20 protein-coding genes are annotated in these 17,283 nt (G+C 71.2%); 16 read left to right on the forward strand and 4 right to left on the reverse strand.

What is annotated here, in order from left to right; translation table 11 throughout:
* Window positions 1–18 precede the first annotated feature (18 nt).
* From glyA to ACQEUR_RS04675, 13 genes are all read left to right on the forward strand, one after another.
* Window positions 19–1,317: a serine hydroxymethyltransferase gene (gene glyA, locus ACQEUR_RS04615; protein WP_433025630.1), complete on the forward strand. Its 1,299-nt coding sequence runs from the start codon at window positions 19–21 to the stop codon at window positions 1,315–1,317.
* Window positions 1,310–1,828 (forward strand): hypothetical protein, encoded by a 519-nt coding sequence (locus tag ACQEUR_RS04620; protein ID WP_433025633.1) that lies wholly within the window; start codon window positions 1,310–1,312, stop codon window positions 1,826–1,828. The genes glyA and ACQEUR_RS04620 overlap by 8 nt, the downstream gene beginning before the upstream one ends.
* Before the next feature lie 194 nt (window positions 1,829–2,022).
* Complete coding sequence (locus ACQEUR_RS04625) at window positions 2,023–2,253, forward strand: AtpZ/AtpI family protein (protein WP_433025636.1); 231 nt, start codon at window positions 2,023–2,025, stop codon at window positions 2,251–2,253.
* A gap of 12 nt (window positions 2,254–2,265) precedes the next feature.
* A complete protein-coding gene (gene atpB / locus ACQEUR_RS04630; RefSeq protein WP_433025639.1) occupies window positions 2,266–3,069 on the forward strand; it encodes a F0F1 ATP synthase subunit A in 804 nt (267 codons plus the stop codon).
* Between the two features lie 68 nt (window positions 3,070–3,137).
* Window positions 3,138–3,368 carry a F0F1 ATP synthase subunit C gene (locus ACQEUR_RS04635; protein WP_433025642.1) on the forward strand — a complete coding sequence of 77 codons (231 nt, stop codon included), beginning with the start codon at window positions 3,138–3,140 and terminating at the stop codon, window positions 3,366–3,368.
* Between the two features lie 28 nt (window positions 3,369–3,396).
* Window positions 3,397–3,963 carry a F0F1 ATP synthase subunit B gene (locus tag ACQEUR_RS04640; RefSeq protein WP_433025645.1) on the forward strand — a complete coding sequence of 189 codons (567 nt, stop codon included), beginning with the start codon at window positions 3,397–3,399 and terminating at the stop codon, window positions 3,961–3,963.
* Entirely contained in the window at window positions 3,963–4,784 is an 822-nt protein-coding gene (locus ACQEUR_RS04645; protein ID WP_433025648.1) for a F0F1 ATP synthase subunit delta, read from the forward strand. Before ACQEUR_RS04640 ends, ACQEUR_RS04645 begins: the two co-directional genes overlap by 1 nt.
* A gap of 81 nt (window positions 4,785–4,865) precedes the next feature.
* Window positions 4,866–6,521, forward strand: a complete 1,656-nt coding sequence (atpA, locus tag ACQEUR_RS04650; protein ID WP_433025651.1) for a F0F1 ATP synthase subunit alpha — start codon at window positions 4,866–4,868, stop codon at window positions 6,519–6,521.
* A 9-nt stretch (window positions 6,522–6,530) separates the two neighbouring features.
* Window positions 6,531–7,463: a F0F1 ATP synthase subunit gamma gene (locus ACQEUR_RS04655; protein WP_433025654.1), complete on the forward strand. Its 933-nt coding sequence runs from the start codon at window positions 6,531–6,533 to the stop codon at window positions 7,461–7,463.
* Entirely contained in the window at window positions 7,463–8,893 is a 1,431-nt protein-coding gene (atpD, locus tag ACQEUR_RS04660) for a F0F1 ATP synthase subunit beta (RefSeq protein ID WP_433025657.1), read from the forward strand. The genes ACQEUR_RS04655 and atpD overlap by 1 nt, the downstream gene beginning before the upstream one ends.
* A 311-nt stretch (window positions 8,894–9,204) precedes the next feature.
* Window positions 9,205–10,395, forward strand: coding sequence for an LCP family protein (locus ACQEUR_RS04665; protein ID WP_433025981.1), 1,191 nt, complete (start codon window positions 9,205–9,207; stop codon window positions 10,393–10,395).
* Between the two features lie 109 nt (window positions 10,396–10,504).
* Window positions 10,505–10,786, forward strand: coding sequence for a F0F1 ATP synthase subunit epsilon (locus ACQEUR_RS04670; protein ID WP_433025660.1), 282 nt, complete (start codon window positions 10,505–10,507; stop codon window positions 10,784–10,786).
* Between the two features lie 12 nt (window positions 10,787–10,798).
* Window positions 10,799–11,239 (forward strand): DUF2550 domain-containing protein, encoded by a 441-nt coding sequence (locus ACQEUR_RS04675; RefSeq protein ID WP_433025663.1) that lies wholly within the window; start codon window positions 10,799–10,801, stop codon window positions 11,237–11,239.
* 81 nt (window positions 11,240–11,320) lie between these two features.
* Here ACQEUR_RS04675 and ACQEUR_RS04680 read toward each other — a convergent pair whose 3' ends face one another.
* Window positions 11,321–11,914 carry a class I SAM-dependent methyltransferase gene (locus ACQEUR_RS04680; RefSeq protein ID WP_433025666.1) on the reverse strand — a complete coding sequence of 198 codons (594 nt, stop codon included), beginning with the start codon at window positions 11,912–11,914 and terminating at the stop codon, window positions 11,321–11,323.
* A 128-nt stretch (window positions 11,915–12,042) separates the two neighbouring features.
* Here ACQEUR_RS04680 and ACQEUR_RS04685 point away from each other — a divergent pair, with 128 nt between their 5' ends.
* Window positions 12,043–13,395: a sensor histidine kinase gene (locus ACQEUR_RS04685; protein ID WP_433025669.1), complete on the forward strand. Its 1,353-nt coding sequence runs from the start codon at window positions 12,043–12,045 to the stop codon at window positions 13,393–13,395.
* Entirely contained in the window at window positions 13,392–14,153 is a 762-nt protein-coding gene (locus tag ACQEUR_RS04690; protein ID WP_433025672.1) for a response regulator, read from the forward strand. Before ACQEUR_RS04685 ends, ACQEUR_RS04690 begins: the two co-directional genes overlap by 4 nt.
* Before the next feature lie 18 nt (window positions 14,154–14,171).
* Here ACQEUR_RS04690 and ACQEUR_RS04695 read toward each other — a convergent pair whose 3' ends face one another.
* Entirely contained in the window at window positions 14,172–14,600 is a 429-nt protein-coding gene (locus ACQEUR_RS04695; RefSeq protein WP_433025675.1) for a VOC family protein, read from the reverse strand.
* Between the two features lie 43 nt (window positions 14,601–14,643).
* Entirely contained in the window at window positions 14,644–15,216 is a 573-nt protein-coding gene (locus tag ACQEUR_RS04700) for a cob(I)yrinic acid a,c-diamide adenosyltransferase (protein ID WP_433025678.1), read from the reverse strand.
* Here ACQEUR_RS04700 and murA point away from each other — a divergent pair.
* The gene (murA, locus tag ACQEUR_RS04705; RefSeq protein WP_433025681.1) at window positions 15,215–16,732 is read left to right on the forward strand and encodes a UDP-N-acetylglucosamine 1-carboxyvinyltransferase; all 1,518 of its coding nucleotides are present in this window, start codon (window positions 15,215–15,217) and stop codon (window positions 16,730–16,732) included. The two genes, ACQEUR_RS04700 and murA, sit on opposite strands and share 2 nt — an antisense overlap.
* Here murA and ACQEUR_RS04710 read toward each other — a convergent pair.
* Complete coding sequence (locus ACQEUR_RS04710) at window positions 16,722–17,264, reverse strand: MarR family winged helix-turn-helix transcriptional regulator (RefSeq protein WP_433025684.1); 543 nt, start codon at window positions 17,262–17,264, stop codon at window positions 16,722–16,724. The two genes, murA and ACQEUR_RS04710, sit on opposite strands and share 11 nt — an antisense overlap.
* Window positions 17,265–17,283: the final 19 nt, after the last annotated feature.

Genomic DNA, 17,283 nt, shown 5'->3' on the forward strand with positions numbered 1-17,283 from the left:
GGCGAGGAGGCGGCCGGGATGGCTGAGCGGAACGCCGGGGCGCCCCCGTTCTGGGGGCCGGACTTCGACGAGTTGACCGCGACCGACCCGGAGATCGCGGCCGTGGTGCTGGGCGAGCTCGACCGGTTGCGGTGCGGGTTGCAGCTGATCGCCAGCGAGAACCTGACCTCGCCGGCGGTACTGGCCGCGCTCGGCTCGACGCTGACCAACAAGTACGCCGAGGGCTATCCGGGCCGGCGGTACTACGGCGGCTGCGGCCAGGTGGACCGGGCGGAGCAGATCGGCATCGACCGGGCGAAGGAGCTGTTCGGCGCCGAGCACGCCAACCTGCAGCCGCACTCCGGGGCGAGCGCGAACCTCGCCGCGTACGCCGCGCTGGTGCAGCCCGGGGACACGGTGCTGGCGATGGACCTGCCGCACGGGGGACACCTGACCCACGGCAGCCGGGTCAACTTCTCCGGCAAGTGGTTCGGCACGGTCGGCTACGCGGTGCGCCGGGACACCGAGCTGATCGACTACGACGAGGTCCGTGAGCTGGCGCTGGCACACCGGCCCAAAATGATCATCTGTGGCGCGACCGCCTACCCCCGGCTGATCGACTTCGCCCTGTTCCGGGAGATCGCCGACGAGGTCGAGGCGTACCTGATGGTCGACGCCGCGCACTTCATCGGGCTGGTCGCGGGGCAGGCGGTCCCCTCGCCGGTGCCGTACGCGGACGTGGTCTGCGCGACCACCCACAAGGTGCTGCGCGGTCCGCGCGGCGGCATGATCCTCTGCCGGGAGTCGCTGGCCGCACGGATCGACAAGGCGGTCTTCCCGTTCACCCAGGGCGGGCCGCTGATGCACGCGGTGGCGGCGAAGGCGGTGGCACTGCGCGAGGCGGCGTCCCCGGACTTCCGGGCGTACGCTGCTCAGGTGATCAGCAACGCGCGGGCGCTGGCCGCCGCACTGGCCGCCGAGGGGATGCGGCCGGTCTCCGGCGGCACCGACACCCACCTGGCCCTGCTCGACCTGGGCGAGGTCGGGGTGACCGGCCGGGACGCCGAGGCCCGCTGCGAGGCCGCCGCGATCACGCTGAACAAGAACGCCATCCCGTACGACCCGCTCAAGCCGATGATCGCCTCCGGTATCCGGGTCGGCACCCCGAGCGTCACCACCCAGGGCATGCGCGAGGGGGAGATGCGCCGGATCGCGGCGTTGATCGCCCGCGCCGTCCGCACCGACCCGGCCGCGCCGGGCGGTGCCGACAACCTGGCCGGGCTCGCCGCCGACGTCGCCGAGCTGGTCACCGCGTTTCCGGCGTACCACCGTGGCTGAGCCGACCGAGCGTCCGGGCACCGGGCTGGCGGAGCGCCCCGGTGAGCGGGCGGAGCCGCCGACCGGGCCGGTGGACGGCGCGGACCGGCCGGCGGAGCCGGCGGACAGGTACTGGCGGGTGCGACACCTGCCGGTCGTGCTCGGGGCGTCGCTGGCGTTGCTCGTCGTCGCCACCGTCGTCGGCGGGATCCTCGCCGGCGACGCCGGGGCGACCGGTGCGGCCGTGGGGGTCGGTCTGGTGACGTTCAGTTACCTCTCCTCGACCCTGGTGATCGCCTGGGCCGACTCGGTCCATCCCAGCCTGGTGCTTCCGTTCGGGGTGGCGATGTACGTGGCCAAGTTCAGCGTCATCGGCGTGGTGATGGCCGGGGTCGCCTCCCGGGACTGGGCCGGGATGCCCGCTCTCGGCTTCGGGGTTATCGCCGGGGTGATCGCCTGGACCGGTGCGAACATCTGGTGGCTCAACCGGGTGCACCTCGCCCGGATGCGCCGGGCCGCCGCCACCGACTGACCACCGGCCCGGGCGTCCGATACCCCGCCGGGGCGGGATGGCACAGAAAACTGTCAGTGATCGGTCATTCTTTCGCGCCGCGAACCGGAGTAGCGTGCCCTGAAGACGACGCGCCCGCCCAGACGCCCACACAACAAGGTTGTGCGGGGGGTGAGGCACAGCCTCGTATCCCCGGCTGATATCGTTCGGCCGTCATGACCGGTGACCAAACCCCCCAACCCGCAGGCGGCTCGGGCACCCCCGAGGCCGGCGAGGGCTGGACCGCGCTCGCATACCTCATCGGAGGTCTGTCGGTGTGGGGTTTCATCGGCTGGTTGGTCGACCTGTGGCTCGATACCGGTGGCGTCGCGACCGGCATCGGAGTCCTGCTCGGCGGGGCCGGGGGCGTCTACCTGGTCATCCGTCGGCTCGGCACGCCTACCTAGGAAAGGGACGCGGTGATCGGACAGTCGGTCGTCCTCGCAGCAGAGGGCGAAGTTCCGTTTCCACCTACGGTGGAGGATTTCTTCCTGCCGAGCATCGTGCCGTGGGGTGCGCACAACTCGTACTGGTTCACCAAGTTCACCGCGCTGGTCTGGGTGGCCGTCGCGGCGACCATCATCTTCTTCCTGCTGACCTACCGGAAGCCGCAGCTGGTTCCGACGAAGAAGCAGTGGATCGCCGAGTCGATCTACGGCTTCGTCCGGAACAACATCGCGGTGGACATGATCGGGCACCGGGGCGTGGCCTTCGCGCCGTACCTCACCACGCTGTTCATGTTCATCTTCGTGAACAACCTGTTCCAGATCATTCCCGGTATCCAGATCTCGCCGATGGCGCACATCGCCTTCCCGGCGATCCTGGCGATCATCAGCTACGTGATGTTCATCTACGTGGGCATCCGGCACCACGGCTTCGGCAAGTTCTTCAAGCACTCGCTGATGCCGCCGGCGCCGTTGTTCATGATGCCGCTGCTGATCCCGATCGAGTTGTTCTCGACGTTCGTCGCCCGGCCGGTCTCCCTGGCGCTGCGGTTGTTCGCCAACCTCTTCGCCGGGCACATCATCCTGCTGGTCTTCACCCTCGGCGGCTTCGTGCTGCTGAATTCCGAGTCGCTGTTCCTGAGGCCCATCTCGGTGCTGTCCTGGGCCACGTCGATCGCGCTGACCTTCCTCGAGGCGCTGGTGATCGTCCTGCAGGCCTACATCTTCGTCGTGCTGAGCGCGAGTTACGTGCAGGGCGCGCTCGCCGACGAACACTGACCCGCAAGCCGCACAACCGTTGTCGTCCCGCGTGAACCGTCACGCGCGATATCAGGAGGAACCAACTCATGGAAATCGCCGCAGTAGAGGGCAGCCTCAGCGCCATCGGCTACGGCCTCGCGGCCATCGGCCCGGGCATCGGTGTCGGCCTGGTCTTCGCCGCCTACATCAACTCCACCGCCCGGCAGCCGGAGTCGTCCCGGATGACCCTGCCGTACGTCTGGATCGGCTTCGCCGTCATCGAGCTGCTGGCCCTGCTGGGCATCGCCTTCGGTTTCGTCTTCAGCGGCGGCGCGTAAGCCGTCACCCCCCGAACGGGAGGTTCTGATGTTCTACTACGCCGCCGAAGGTGGCACTGAGCACAACCCGATCGTGCCGATCTGGCAGGAGATCGTGATCGGCACGATCGCGTTCGCGCTGCTCTGCTTCGTGCTGATGAAGTACGTCTTCCCCCGCATGGAGCAGACCTTCCAGGCCCGGGTCGACGCGATCGAGGGCGGCATCAAGCGGGCCGAGGCCGCCCAGGCCGAGGCGAACCAGCTCCTGGAGCAGTACCGCGCCCAGCTCGCCGAGGCGCGCACCGACGCGGCGAAGATCCGCGACGACGCGCGGGCCGACGCCGAGGGCATCCGGTCGGATGTCCTGGCCAAGGCCCGGGAGGAGTCGGACCGGATCATCCAGGCCGGCAAGGACCAGCTCGCCGCGGAACGGGCCACCATCGTGCGCGAGCTGCGCACCGAGGTGGGCACCATCGCGGTCGACCTGGCCAGCCGGATCGTCGGTGAGTCGCTGGTCGACGAGGCCCGCCGCAAGGGCACCGTCGAGCGGTTCCTGACCGACCTGGAGGGCGCCGGCACCGGCTCGGCCAACGGCTCCGCCGTGAGGACGAGTTGATGCAGGCCGCCAGCCGGGAGTCGTACGCCGCCGCGCGGCAGCGTCTCGACGCGTACGCCCGGGACGCCGACGCGACCCGGGTGGCCGCCACCGGTGACGAGCTGGTCTCGGTCTCCGACCTGCTGCGGCGCCAGCCGCGGCTGCGCCGGGCGCTCTCCGACCCGGCGCGGGCCGGTGAGGACCGGGCCGCGCTGCTGCGCAGCCTGCTCGGTGACAAGATCGGCGCGGACGCCGGCGACCTGCTCGGTGTGCTGGTCTCCGGCCGTTGGTCGGCGCCGGGCGAGCTGCTGGAGGCGACCGAGCGGCTCGGGGTGGAGGCGCTGCTGGCCAGCGCCGACCGGGCCGGCGACCTGGGTGAGGTGGAGGACGAGCTGTTCCGCTTCGGTCAGCTCGTCGCCGCCGACCCGGAGCTGAGCAACGTGCTCTCCGATCCCATCGCCCCGGTCAGGCAGCGGGCCGAGTTGACCGGTGTGCTGTTGCAGGGCAAGGCCAGGCCGGTCACCGTCCGGCTGGTCGAGGTGGCGCTCGCCGGGTTCGGTGGGCGTTCCTTCTCCGGCGGGCTGACCCGGCTGGTGGAGCTCGCGGCCGACCGCCGGGACCGTCAGGTGGCGTACGTCACCGTGGCGGCCCCGCTGGCCGAGGAGGAGGAGCGGCGGCTGGGCGGCCGGCTCACCGAGATATACGGTCGAGAGGTCACCGTCAAGCAGACGGTGGATCCGGCGGTACTCGGCGGGATGAGCGTCCAGATCGGCTCCGATCTCTACGACGGCACCATCCTGCGCCGCCTCGCCGACACCCGTAACGCGCTGGCGAAGCGTTGAGCAAGCCCGACGCGCGCGCCGACCGCTGACAAGAATCCATGCCGTTCCGGTTAACCGGGCCCTGAATAGAGGAAGAAGAGGATGGCCGAGCTGACCATCTCGTCGGAGGAGATCCGCGGCGCTCTGGAGCGCTACGTCTCCTCCTATTCGCCCGACGTCTCCCGTGAGGAGGTCGGCACCGTCGCCGACGCCGGTGACGGCATCGCCCACGTCGAGGGCCTGCCCTCGACCATGACCAACGAGTTGCTGGAGTTCGAGGACGGCACCCTCGGCGTCGCCCTGAACCTCGACGTCCGGGAGATCGGCGTCGTGGTGCTCGGTGACTACGGCGGCATCGAAGAGGGACAGCGCGTCAAGCGGACGGGCCGGGTGCTCTCGGTGCCGGTCGGTGACGCGTTCCTCGGCCGGGTGGTCGACGCGCTCGGCAACCCGATCGACGCCCTCGGCGACCTCCCCAACGAGGGATACCGCGAGCTGGAGCTCCAGGCGCCGAACGTGATGGCGCGGCAGAGCGTCAGCGAGGCGCTGCAGACCGGCATCAAGGCCATCGACGCGATGACCGCGATCGGTCGGGGCCAGCGTCAGCTGATCATCGGCGACCGCCGGACCGGCAAGACCACGGTCGCGCTGGACGCCATCCTCAACCAGCGGGACAACTGGCGCTCGGGCGACCCGGCCAAGCAGGTCCGCTGCATCTACGTGGCGATCGGCCAGAAGGGCTCGACGATCGCCTCGGTCAAGGGCCTGCTGGAGGAGAACGGCGCGATGGAGTACACCACCATCGTCGCCTCGCCCGCCTCCGACCCGGCCGGCTTCAAGTACATCGCCCCGTACGCCGGCTCGGCCATCGGCCAGCACTGGATGTACGCCGGCAAGCACGTCCTGATCGTCTTCGACGACCTGACCAAGCAGGCCGAGGCGTACCGCGCGGTGTCGCTGCTGCTGCGCCGCCCGCCGGGCCGCGAGGCGTACCCGGGTGACGTCTTCTACCTGCACTCCCGGTTGCTGGAGCGCTGCGCGAAGCTCTCCGACGAGATGGGCAGCGGCTCGATGACCGGTCTGCCGATCATCGAGACCAAGGGCAACGACATCTCGGCGTTCATCCCCACGAACGTCATCTCCATCACCGACGGCCAGATCTTCCTGGAAACGGACCTGTTCAACCAGGGTGTCCGGCCGGCGATCAACGTCGGTACCTCGGTCTCCCGGGTCGGTGGCGCCGCGCAGGTGAAGCCGATGCGGAAGGTGGCCGGCCGGCTCCGTCTGGACCTGGCCCAGTACCGCGAGATGGAGGCGTTCGCCGCGCTGGCCTCGGACCTGGACAAGGCGTCCCAGGACCAGCTCAGCCGGGGCGCCCGGCTGGTCGAGCTGCTGAAGCAGACGAACTACTCGCCGCTGCCGGTGCAGGAGCAGGTCGTCTCGGTCTGGATCGGCACCGAGGGCAAGCTGGACGACGTCCCGATCGGCGAGGTCCGCCGGTTCGAGTCGGAGTTCCTGGAGTTCCTGCGGCACCAGTACAAGCCGACGTTGCAGTCGATCCAGGACAACAACTGGGACGACGACATCACCCGAGCCCTCGACGAGGCCGTCACGCGGTTTAAGCAGATGTTCCTCGGCAAGGAGGACGAGGTGCGGGTCAACGAGGCGGCGGCCGCGCCGATGGAGGGCGAGCAGGACCGCGAGACGGTCACCCGGTACCGCGACGGCGGCCAGTCCGCCCCGGCCGAGAAGCAGTAGGGCTGACCGGTGGCTGCCCAGGTTCGCGTTCTTCGTCAACGGATCCGCTCGGCGAAGTCGATGAAGAAGATCACCAAGGCGATGGAGCTCGTCGCGACGAGCCGACTCGCCAAGGCCCAGTCCAAGGTCGAGGCGTCGCTGCCGTACGCCCGGGCCATCACCGGCGTGCTCACGGCGCTGGCCTCCAACGCGGCCATCGACCACCCGCTGCTCAGCGCCCGGCCGAAGGTCCGCCGGGCCGGCGTGGTGGTGGTCACCAGTGACCGCGGTCTGGCCGGCGGTTACAGCTCCAACGCGATCAAGGCCGCGGAGTCGTTGGTCGCCCGGCTGCGCGCCGACGGCAAGGAGCCGGTGCTCTACGTCATCGGTCGCAAGGGCGTGACCTTCTACCGGTTCCGGCAGCGGAAGATCGAGGCGAGCTGGACCGGTTTCTCGGAGCAGCCGACGTTCGCCGACGCCAAGCAGGTCGGTGACACGCTGATCAAGGCGTTCACCTCCGGTGCGGACGACGTGGACGGCGGCGACGCGGGGATTGACGGCGTGCTCGGCGTCGACGAACTGCACATCGTCTACACGCAGTTCAAGTCGCTGATGTCGCAGACCCCGGTGACCCGGATCATCGGCCCGATGGAGGTCGAGGACCGGCCGCGCTCCGAGGGGCTGCTGCCGGCGTACGAGTTCGAGCCGGAGGCGGACGCGCTGCTCGACGCGCTGCTGCCGAAGTACATCAACACCCGGATCTACGCGGCGTTGGTCGAGTCGGCGGCGAGTGAGTCGGCGGCCCGGCGTCGGGCGATGAAGAGCGCGACGGACAACGCCGAAGAGATGATCGAGACGTACACGCGCGAGATGAACTCGGCCCGTCAGGCCGGGATCACCCAGGAGATCAGTGAGATCGTCGGCGGCGCGAACGCGCTCGCCGCGTCGGGAAGTGAAGTGTGATGACTGCTCCAGTTAAGACCGCGACGGGCCGCGTGGTCCGGGTCATCGGCCCGGTCGTCGACGCCGAGTTCCCGCGCGACGCCATGCCCGAGATCTTCAACGCCCTGCACGTCGACGTGCGGCTCTCCGGCGGCGAGAAGGTCCTGACCCTGGAGGTCGCCCAGCACCTGGGCGACAACATGGTCCGGGCCATCTCGATGCAGCCGACCGACGGTCTGGTCCGCGGCACCGAGGTGCGCGACACCGGCTCGCCGATCACGGTGCCGGTGGGCGACGGCACCAAGGGCCACGTCTTCAACGCGATCGGCGAGTGCCTCAACCTCAAGGAGGGCGAGGAGCTCCAGGTCTCGGACCGCTGGGGGATCCACCGCAAGGCCCCGGCCTTCGCGGACCTGGAGCCGAAGACCGAGATGCTGGAGACCGGCATCAAGGTGCTCGACCTGCTCGCCCCGTACGTCAAGGGCGGCAAGATCGGCCTCTTCGGCGGTGCCGGCGTGGGCAAGACGGTGCTCATCCAGGAGATGATCATCCGGGTCGCCAACAACTTCGGTGGCACCTCGGTCTTCGCCGGGGTGGGCGAGCGGACCCGCGAAGGCAACGACCTCATCCACGAGATGACCGAGTCCGGCGTGATCGAGAAGACCGCGCTGGTCTACGGCCAGATGGACGAGCCGCCGGGCACCCGGCTGCGGGTGGCGCTCTCCGCGCTGACCATGGCGGAGTACTTCCGCGATGTGCAGAAGCAGGAGGTGCTGCTCTTCATCGACAACATCTTCCGGTTCACCCAGGCCGGTTCGGAGGTCTCCACCCTGCTCGGCCGGATGCCGAGCGCGGTGGGTTACCAGCCGACCCTGGCCGACGAGATGGGTGAGCTCCAGGAGCGGATCACGTCGGTGCGGGGGCAGGCGATCACCTCGATGCAGGCGATCTACGTGCCCGCGGACGACTACACCGACCCGGCCCCGGCCACCACGTTCGCCCACCTGGACGCGACCACCAACCTGGAGCGGTCGATCTCCGACAAGGGCATCTACCCGGCGGTGGACCCGCTGGCGTCCTCGTCGCGGATCCTCGCGCCGGAGTACGTCGGCGCCGAGCACTTCGCGGTCGCCTCCGAGGTGAAGCGGATCCTGCAGCGCTACAAGGACCTGCAGGACATCATCGCCATCCTCGGTATCGAGGAGCTCTCGGAGGAGGACAAGCTGACCGTCGGCCGGGCCCGCCGGATCGAGCGGTTCCTCTCCCAGAACACCTACGCCGCGGAGACGTTCACCGGCATCAAGGGTTCGTACGTGCCGGTCAAGGACACCGTCGAGGCGTTCAAGAAGATCAGCGAGGGCGAGTTCGACCACTTCCCCGAGCAGGCCTTCTTCATGTGCGGCGGTCTGGACGACCTGGAGCGCAACGCGCGTGAGCTGATGAAGAGCTGACGTTCGTCAGGCCAGTCACAGGCCGCGCCGGCATTCGCCGGCGCGGCCTGTGCCGTTCTCGCCATCCGAGAGTCTTTCGCCTGCTCAGAGGCGCGTGATCGGCCGGCCCGGTCCGCTTGTGGTTGCTTTGGCATCGCCGTGGCGCGGGGTACCGTCGTTGGCGGCCCACCGGATCCGACGTTAGTCTCTGCAACGTCTCGGGCCCGTGTGCCCGTCCTTATTGACGGGGCACAACGAATGGAGATGCTGTGATCGAGGGCGGCAAGGGCGCTGGCCGGTCCAACAGACGAACGGCCGGGCCGCCGAGCGGACTGCTCGGCAGCACCGGGTCGGACGGCGGAGAGCCGGGCAGCGACTGGCCGGGGAGCGGGCGGAAGGTCCGGGAGGGCCGGCGCAGGAAGTCCACCGTGCCGAGGTGGGCCCGACTCTGCACGATCTTCGGGGCCGTGCTGGTGGTGCTCAGCGGCGTGGTACTGGTCGGCTTCGAGGCGGTGCTCGCCCGGTACGAGGGCGCCGTGGCCGAGGAGGATCTCTTCGGCGACAAGTCCGCCGGGGCGGCCGCGGAGAAGAAGTCGGACATCAAGGGGCCGCTGAACATCCTGCTGGTCGGGATCGACCCGCGGCAGCCGGAGACGCCCCCGCTGGCCGACTCGATCATGGTCCTGCACGTGAACGCCACGCTGGACTCGGCGTACCTCTTCTCGATGCCCCGGGACCTACTGGTGGACATCCCCCGCTTTGACAAGGCCGGCTACCCGGGCGACCGGACGAAGCTGAACGCCGCGATGGCGCACGGCAGCCGGGTGCCCGGCGAGAGGCTCCCGGACGCCGCGCAGGGTTTCGAACTGCTCTCCCTCACGGTCTCCAAGGTGACCGGGATCAAGCGGTTCGACGCCGGCGGGATCATCAACTTCGGCGGCTTCCTGAAGATCGTCGACGCCATGGGTGGCGTGACGATGTACATCGACCAGAACGTGAAGTCCGAGCACCGCCGGCCGGACGGCACCCACCGGACGCTCCGGCCCGGCGGCGGCGGTTATCTCGGCCCGCAGGCCGAGTACAAGAAGGGCACCCGGCACCTCGAGGGCTGGCAGGCGCTGGACTACGTCCGGCAGCGCTACCCGGAGAACGGGGTCACCGACGGCGACTACGGCCGTCAGCGGCACCAGCAGCAGTTCGTCCGGGCAATGGCCGACCAGGCGCTCAGCAAGGACGTGGTGACCAACCCGATCAAGATGGACTCCGTGCTGCGGGCGGCGGGGAAGTCGCTGATCTTCAGCGGCCGGGGGCACAAGCTGATCGACTTCGGCTTCGCGCTGCGCAACCTGAGGTCGGACTCGATTCAGATGATCAAGCTGCCCGGCGGCGGTGTCGGGACCGGGAGCAACTACCGGGGCGAGAAGTTCCAGCCGGTGGCCGAGGACTTCCTCGACGCCCTGCAGGCCGGCCAGGTCGACGAGTTCGTGCTCTCCCACCCGGAGATCATCAACAAGGTCAAGTGAGCGCGCGGCCGGGTGGCCCGGACGGTCCACGTTCGCGCCACCCGGCTGGGGGCGGTGGCGGGTGCCGGATTAGACTCTGGTAATCCCGTCGCCGCAGCAAGGAGACAGCGTGGCACAGCTACAGGTCGAACTCGTGTCGGTCGAGGAGAAGATCTGGACCGGCGACGCCGAGATGGTCGTCGCGCGGACGACCGAGGGCGAGCTCGGCGTGCTGCCGGGGCACGCGCCGCTGCTGGGGCAGCTGGCCGAGCCGGGTCAGGTGCGCATCAAGCTCGCCGGCGGCGAACAGCTCAGCTACGAGGTGACCGGCGGCTTCCTGTCGGTGACCGGTTCGGGCGTCACGGTCCTGGCCGAGAGCGCGACCCCGGTCGACGCGTCCGCGACGCACTGACCCGGCACGTCGATGCTGGTCTTGGAATGGATCGGAGTCGGCGTCCTCGTCCTGCTCGTCGCGATCGGGGTGCTCTTCGCACGCCGGGCCTGGGTCACCCGGTCCGGCGGCATCATCCGGGTCAGCGTCCGGGTTTCGACGATACTTGACGGCCGCGGCTGGTCACCGGGCTTCGCCCGGTTCGCCGAGCAGGAGCTGCGGTGGTACCGGATGTTCAGCTTCGCGCTCCGTCCGAAGCGGGTGCTGCACCGGCGCGGGCTCGTGGTGGAGCGACGGCGGTTGCCGGAGGGTCAGGAACGCCTGATCATGCCGGCCGACTGGGTGATCCTGCGCTGTGTCAGCCATCAGGCTCCGGTGGAGATCGCGATGGCGAAGTCCACCGTCACCGGTTTTCTCTCCTGGCTCGAATCCGCCCCTCCGGGGGCGGTTTCTCATTTGGCCCTGCACGACTGAACGCCCCGCCCCGGCTCGCACGCCCGGCGCACGGTTCCCGGCGGACGCGGTGGCGCGGGGCCGTCCAGGGCCGGGTGAGAGCTATCGACGGATCGGGCGGCGGCAGTGGTAGACGATCGCGGGCGGCAGGTTCGCCCAGACCGTACCGCCGACGATGACCTCCTCGAACAGCTCACGGAGCATCCGGTGCAACTGCCGGGCCGGCGGCGTCCAGCGGGCGTGCTGGTACGCGAAGGTGGTGAACGCGCCGTGGTCGGCGAGGGCTCCGTGTACGGCGTCCAGGATCTCCCGCTGCCGCTGCTGGTCGAAGATCGCCCACGGCAGGCCACTGACGATCACCTCCGCCCGGGGGAGTTCGCGGGCGGCGAGCAGGTCGGGCAGGGTGCCGGCGTCGGCCCGCAGCACCTCGACCCCGGGGTGGCGGCGGGCCAGTTCGTCGGCGAAGGCGGGATTGATCTCCACGGCGAGATGCCGACCCTGGCCGGCCAGCCGCCGCTGGATGACCCGGGTGAAGGCGCCGGTGCCCGGCCCGAGTTCGACCACCAGCGGGTGTCCGGTCCGGGGAATCGCCGCCGTCACCTGCTCGGCGAGCGGTATCCCGCTGGGCGCGATCGCACCGACCGCCCGGGGATCGCGGGCGAGCTGGGACAGAAACGAGATCATCTCGGTGGGCACCACCGTAACCTAGGTGAGCCGATCATGTTCCGACGTCGTACGGAAGGTCGATACACCGGCCAGTCGGAGGAGGCGCCGCGACCGTCGGCAGGACCGGGCGGGGCGGTCGGCTCCGTATCGTTGCTCAGATGCGGGGGCCCTTCGACGTGCGCAAACGCCGAGCCGGACCGGCCTGGTGGCGGGCCGGCCCCCGTCGGCGTCGCGGCTGGTGGCCGGACGTGCTGATCGGCCTGGCCGGTGGCGTGCTCGGCCTGCTGAAGCTGGGCTGGCCGGTGGTGCCCGCCCGTCCGGCCGCGCTCGCGGTGACCGTGGTCGCCGGGCTGGTGCTGCTCGGGGTCCGCCGGATGCCATGGCTGGTGCTCGGCTTCGAGTGCCTGCTGCTGGCCACCGCCAACCAGGTCGCACCGCTGGGCGGAGACGTCGCCCAGCTCGGGTCGCTGATCGCGCTCGGCGTCATCGCGTACCGGGCCCGCTGGCAGGTCGCCGTCGTGGCGCTCGGCCTGGCGTACGCGGCGTCGCTGCTGCACCTGGTCGGGCCGGGGAGCGCGGGGTTGCTCCCCGGCCAGCAGGGGTTCGTGCAGCTCGTCGGCTTCGCCGGGATCGCCGTCGCCCCGGTCGCGCTGGGCCGCTTCCTCGGCGGGCTGCGCCGGGCCGCGCTGCTGGCCGAGGAACGCGCCCGGGAGGTCGAGGCACGGCAGGCGATGCAGACCCGGTCCGCCCGGTTGGCGGAGCGGGCCGCGCTCGCCCGGGACCTGCACGACATCGTGGCCCACCACGTGGGCGGGATCGCGCTCCAGGCGGGTGCGGCGCAGTACGCCGCCCGGCGTACCGGCCGGGTGGACGACGCGGTGGCCGCGCTGGGGGAGCTGCGGAGCACCGCCGGGCAGGTGCTGGACGAGCTGCGGGCGCTGCTGGAGGTGCTGCGCGATCCCGACGCGATCGAGGCGGGCGGCCCGCCCATCGAGCCGGAGCAGCTGATCACCGACGCCGAGCAGCGGATCCGGGCGGCCGGGGTGGCGGTCCGGATCAACGTCGCGGAGGACGTCGGGGCGGCCCCGCTGGTGGTCCGTACCACCGCCGCCCGGGTGGTCCAGGAGGGGTTGACCAACATCCTCAAGCACGCCGGGCCGGGCGCCGCCGCGTCGGTGGACGTCCGCCCCGAGGGCGCCGGGCTCCGCGTCGAGGTGCTCGACAGCGGGCCGGCCGCACCGCACCCGGGACCCGGATACCCGGAGGCGGAACCGCAGCAGGCGGGCCCCGGCGCGGGGGCGCTTCCGGCGCCGGCGCCGCGTCCCGCGCCGCTGCCCCCGTCCGGGCACGGGCTCGCCGGCATGCGGGAACGGGTGGGCCTGCTCGGCGGTACGCTCCGGGCCGGCCCGACCGCCACCGGCGGTTGGCGGTTGGCGGCACACCTGCCGATCCGGGAGAACCTGCCCGCCGCCCCGGTCGGGCCGGAGCGGCAGAAAGGGGTGTGTACGTGATCCGGGTGCTGGTCGTCGACGACCAGGCACTGGTCCGGGCCGGCGTCACGCTGCTGCTGCGTACCGCCGGTGGTTTCGACATCGTGGGCGAGGCCGGCGACGGCCGGGAGGCCGTCCGGCTGGCCGTCCAGTTGCGTCCGGACGTGGTGCTGATGGACCTGCGGATGCCCCGGATGGACGGCATCGAGGCGACCCGGCGGATCCTCGACCAGCACCCGGCGACCCGGGTGCTGGTGCTCACCACCTTCGCCGACGACGCCAACATCTACGGGGCGCTCGGTGCCGGCGCCATCGGTTACCTGGTCAAGGACGGCGCTCCGGAGGAACTGGTGGACGCGGTGGGCCGGGCGGCCCGGGGCGAGGCGCTGCTGGCGCCCCCCGTACTGGCCCGGATCGTGCACCGGGCGTTGCAGGCGCACGCCCGGGACGCGGAACGGCGGGCCGACACCCTCCGGCCGCCGGGCCGGCGGCTGCTCAGCGCCCGGGAGCGCGAGGTGCTGGCCCTGGTCGGGGCCGGGCTGTCGAACGCCGAGATCGCCGGCCGGATGCATCTGGGGGTCACCACGGTCAAGACGCACGTCTCCGCCGGGATGGAGAAGCTGGGCCTGCGTAACCGGGTGCAGGCCGCCGTGGTCGCGCACCGCCTCGGCCTGGTCGACGACGACTTCCGGCCGGTCGAGGCCGCGTTCTCCGAGCCGGGACCGGCCGGTGCCGACGCCGGCCCGGACGCCCCGGGTGCACCGCCGGCCCGTTACTGAGCGGTCGCCGCCGGGTGCTCAGCCGGCGGCGGCGGAGCCCGAGGCGCAGAGTTCGACCTCGAAGCCGGCCTCGTCGGTGAGATAACCGGCGTACGTCTCCGGCCCACCCGCGTACGGGTAGCGGTCGGCGAAGAGTGGCGACCAGCCCCGGGCAGGCGCCTCGGCGACCAGCCGGTCGACGGTGGCGGCGGGGCCGGCGTGGAAGGCCAGGTGGTTCAGCCCCGGCGCGAGCCGGTCGTGGCGGCGGGAGGAGAGCGCGGAGGACTCCTCCAGCACCAGGTAGGTCCCGCCGAGCCGCCAGGAGCGGCCGGCCGCCCAGCGCTGGTACGGGGTCCAGCCCAGCTCGCCGAGGAGCCACCCCCAGCTCCGCCCGGCCCGGCGCAGGTCCGGTACCCAGACCTCGACGTGGTGCAGCGTGCCCGGCCGGGGGTGCTCCTCGCCGGTCACTGCCCGGGCGGGCGGCGGCGGGGTGTGACAGGGTTGACCGCGGTCACCGGTTGGCGCCCGGGACCCATAGCACATCCCCGTCCGGATTTGCGGTTCTCGCCAGGATGAACAACAGGTCAGAGAGCCGGTTGAGATACTTTGCCGGAAGAGGGCTGGTTCGATCCGGTTCGTGGCTGATCAATGCCCATGCGGAGCGTTCCGCACGGCGCGCGACCGTGCGTACCACATGCAGCAGCGCCGCTCCCGGGGTGCCTCCCGGCAGGATGAAGGAGTCCAGTTTGCCCAGTCGTGCGTTGTACTCGTCGCACCAGCCCTCCAGGCGGAGCACGTACTCCTCGGTCACCCGCAGCGGCGGGTACGCCGGCTCCGGCTCGACCGGGTTGGAGAGGTCGGCGCCGACGTCGAAGAGGTCGTTCTGGACGGTGCCGAGGACGGTCCGGAGGCCGTCGTCGAGCTGGCCCAGCGCCAGGGCCACCCCGATCGCGGCGTTGCACTCGTCGACGTCCGCGTACGCGGTGATCCGGGGGTCGGTCTTCGCGACCTTCTCGTTGTTGCTCAGCCTGGTCGTGCCGGCGTCGCCGGCCCGGGTGTAGATGCGGGTGAGGTGGACGGCCATGACGCACAGCGTACGTAGGTCGGCGCCGGCGGCGCCCGCCCGGCCGGGCCCGGCGGACGCCGCGGCGGCCGGTGGTTGGCCGGCCGGGTCGGGACCGGGTGGGGCGGATGATCCTACGATTGCCGACGTGGATGTGATCAGAGTCAGCGGTGGTGCCCGGCTGGCCGGGCAGGTGCACGTGGTGGGCGCCAAGAACTCCGCCCTCAAGCTGATGGCGGCGGCCCTGCTCGCGCCGGGGCGGAGCGTGATCACGAACGTGCCCCGGATCACGGATATCGCGATCATGGGCGAGGTGCTGCGCCGGCTCGGCTGTGAGGTCTCCTTCGCCGAGGACGAGCCGGCCGGCCCGGACGTGGCCGAGCTCGGGCCGGACGCGCTGGTCACCGCGCCGGACCAGGTCTCCACGGCGCCGCCCGGCGGCCGGTCCGACGCACCGTCCCGGTCCGTGGTCATCGACGTGCCCGAGGCGCCGGGCACCGAGGCCGACTACGACCTGGTACGCCGGTTGCGCGCGTCGATCTGTGTGCTCGGGCCGCTGCTGGCCCGGCGGGGGTACGTGCGGGTGGCCCACCCCGGCGGGGACGCGATCGGGTCGCGCGGGCTGGACATGCACGTCGCCGGCCTGGCCCGGATGGGTGCGGAGATCTCCGGCGAGCACGGCTTCGTCATCGCCTCCGCCCCGAACGGGCTGCGTGGGGCGACGATCTGGCTCGACTTCCCGAGCGTGGGTGCGACCGAGAACCTGGTGATGGCGGCCGTGCTGGCGAAGGGGGTCACCGAGATCGACAACGCCGCCCGGGAGCCGGAGATCGTGGACATCTGCACGATGCTGACCCAGATGGGCGCCCGGATCGAGGGTGCCGGCACCTCGATGCTGCGGATCGAGGGCGTCCCGGAGCTGCATCCGGTACGCCACGCGACGGTCGGGGACCGCATCGTCGCCGGCACCTGGGCGTTCGCGGCGGCGATGACCCGGGGGGACGTGACCGTTACCGGGGCCAGTCCGGCCTTCCTGGAGATCGCCCTGGACAAGCTGGTCTCCGCCGGCGGGCTGGTCGAGACCCGGCCCGACGCGTTCCGGGTGCAGATGGACCGGCGACCGTCGGCGGTCGACGTGGTGACCCTGCCGTTCCCCGGGTTCGCCACCGACCTGCTGCCGATGGCGATCGGGCTCGCCTCGGTGAGCGAGGGCGCCTCGTTGGTCACCGAGAACATCTTCGACGGCCGGTTCATGTTCGTGAACGAGATGGCCCGGCTGGGTGCGGACATCAAGACCGACGGGCACCACGCCGTGGTCCGGGGCCGTGAGCGGCTCTCCAGCGCCCCGGTACGGGCCACGGACATCCGGGCCGGCGCCGGGCTGGTCATCGCCGGCCTCTGCGCCGACGGGGTGACCGAGATCTCGCACGTGCACCACGTGGACCGGGGCTATCCGGACTTCATCGCGGACCTGCGTGCCCTCGGGGTGGAGGTGGACCGGGACACCGCCCCGGAGGAGCCGGCTTTCACGCTCTGAGGCGGCCGGTCGGCCCGGTGCTGGTCTGCGAGGTCCGAAGGGTGCCCGGTGTCGGCGTCCCGGCCTGGTGCTCGGCGCAGGTGCCGGTGGTGGCGAAGCCTTGCAGCGCGGCGGCGAGCTGGACGAGATCCAGCCCGTCGAGGTGGTCGACGATGTGTCGCCGCACGCTGGCCAGGTTCGTCGGCCAGGCCTCCTCCAGGCGGGCCAGGCCGGCGTCGGTGAGGACCGCGTTCCAGCCCCGCGCGTCCTCGGCGCACCTGACGCGCTCGACGAAGCCCTGCTGCTCCAGCCGGCCGACGATCCGGGTGATCCCGCTCAGCGACAGGTCGCAGGCCGCGGCCAGCTCACTCATCCGCATGCGCCGGTCGGGCACCTCGGAGAGGTGCATCAGCGCCGAGTACTCGTTCAGCGACAGGCGTTGTTCGCGCATCAGGTCGGCGTCCAACGCCCGCGGCACGACGATGATCGCGCGGCCCAGCGCCCGGACGACGGCCTCCTCGGCGTCGTTGAGCGGGCGCAGCGGGGCTGTCATGCGGAACACACTAGCGTCA

Origin of the sequence: Plantactinospora sp. CA-290183, from assembly GCF_050936375.1 — a bacterium.
Taxonomy (GTDB): Bacteria; Actinomycetota; Actinomycetes; order Mycobacteriales; family Micromonosporaceae; genus Plantactinospora.

What these genes read in the sequence shown, in the direction of transcription:
- murA (WP_433025681.1), top strand. Translation starts at nt 15,215, where the DNA reads ATGACGCACAGCGTACGTAGGTCGGCGCCGGCGGCGCCCGCCCGGCCG.
- ACQEUR_RS04700 (WP_433025678.1), bottom strand. Translation starts at nt 15,216, where the DNA reads ATGGCCGTCCACCTCACCCGCATCTACACCCGGGCCGGCGACGCCGGC.
- ACQEUR_RS04645 (WP_433025648.1), top strand. Translation starts at nt 3,963, where the DNA reads ATGCAGGCCGCCAGCCGGGAGTCGTACGCCGCCGCGCGGCAGCGTCTC.
- ACQEUR_RS04685 (WP_433025669.1), top strand. Translation starts at nt 12,043, where the DNA reads ATGCGGGGGCCCTTCGACGTGCGCAAACGCCGAGCCGGACCGGCCTGG.
- atpA (WP_433025651.1), top strand. Translation starts at nt 4,866, where the DNA reads ATGGCCGAGCTGACCATCTCGTCGGAGGAGATCCGCGGCGCTCTGGAG.
- ACQEUR_RS04640 (WP_433025645.1), top strand. Translation starts at nt 3,397, where the DNA reads ATGTTCTACTACGCCGCCGAAGGTGGCACTGAGCACAACCCGATCGTG.
- glyA (WP_433025630.1), top strand. Translation starts at nt 19, where the DNA reads ATGGCTGAGCGGAACGCCGGGGCGCCCCCGTTCTGGGGGCCGGACTTC.
- atpD (WP_433025657.1), top strand. Translation starts at nt 7,463, where the DNA reads ATGACTGCTCCAGTTAAGACCGCGACGGGCCGCGTGGTCCGGGTCATC.
- ACQEUR_RS04635 (WP_433025642.1), top strand. Translation starts at nt 3,138, where the DNA reads ATGGAAATCGCCGCAGTAGAGGGCAGCCTCAGCGCCATCGGCTACGGC.
- ACQEUR_RS04710 (WP_433025684.1), bottom strand. Translation starts at nt 17,264, where the DNA reads ATGACAGCCCCGCTGCGCCCGCTCAACGACGCCGAGGAGGCCGTCGTC.
- ACQEUR_RS04675 (WP_433025663.1), top strand. Translation starts at nt 10,799, where the DNA reads ATGCTGGTCTTGGAATGGATCGGAGTCGGCGTCCTCGTCCTGCTCGTC.
- ACQEUR_RS04625 (WP_433025636.1), top strand. Translation starts at nt 2,023, where the DNA reads ATGACCGGTGACCAAACCCCCCAACCCGCAGGCGGCTCGGGCACCCCC.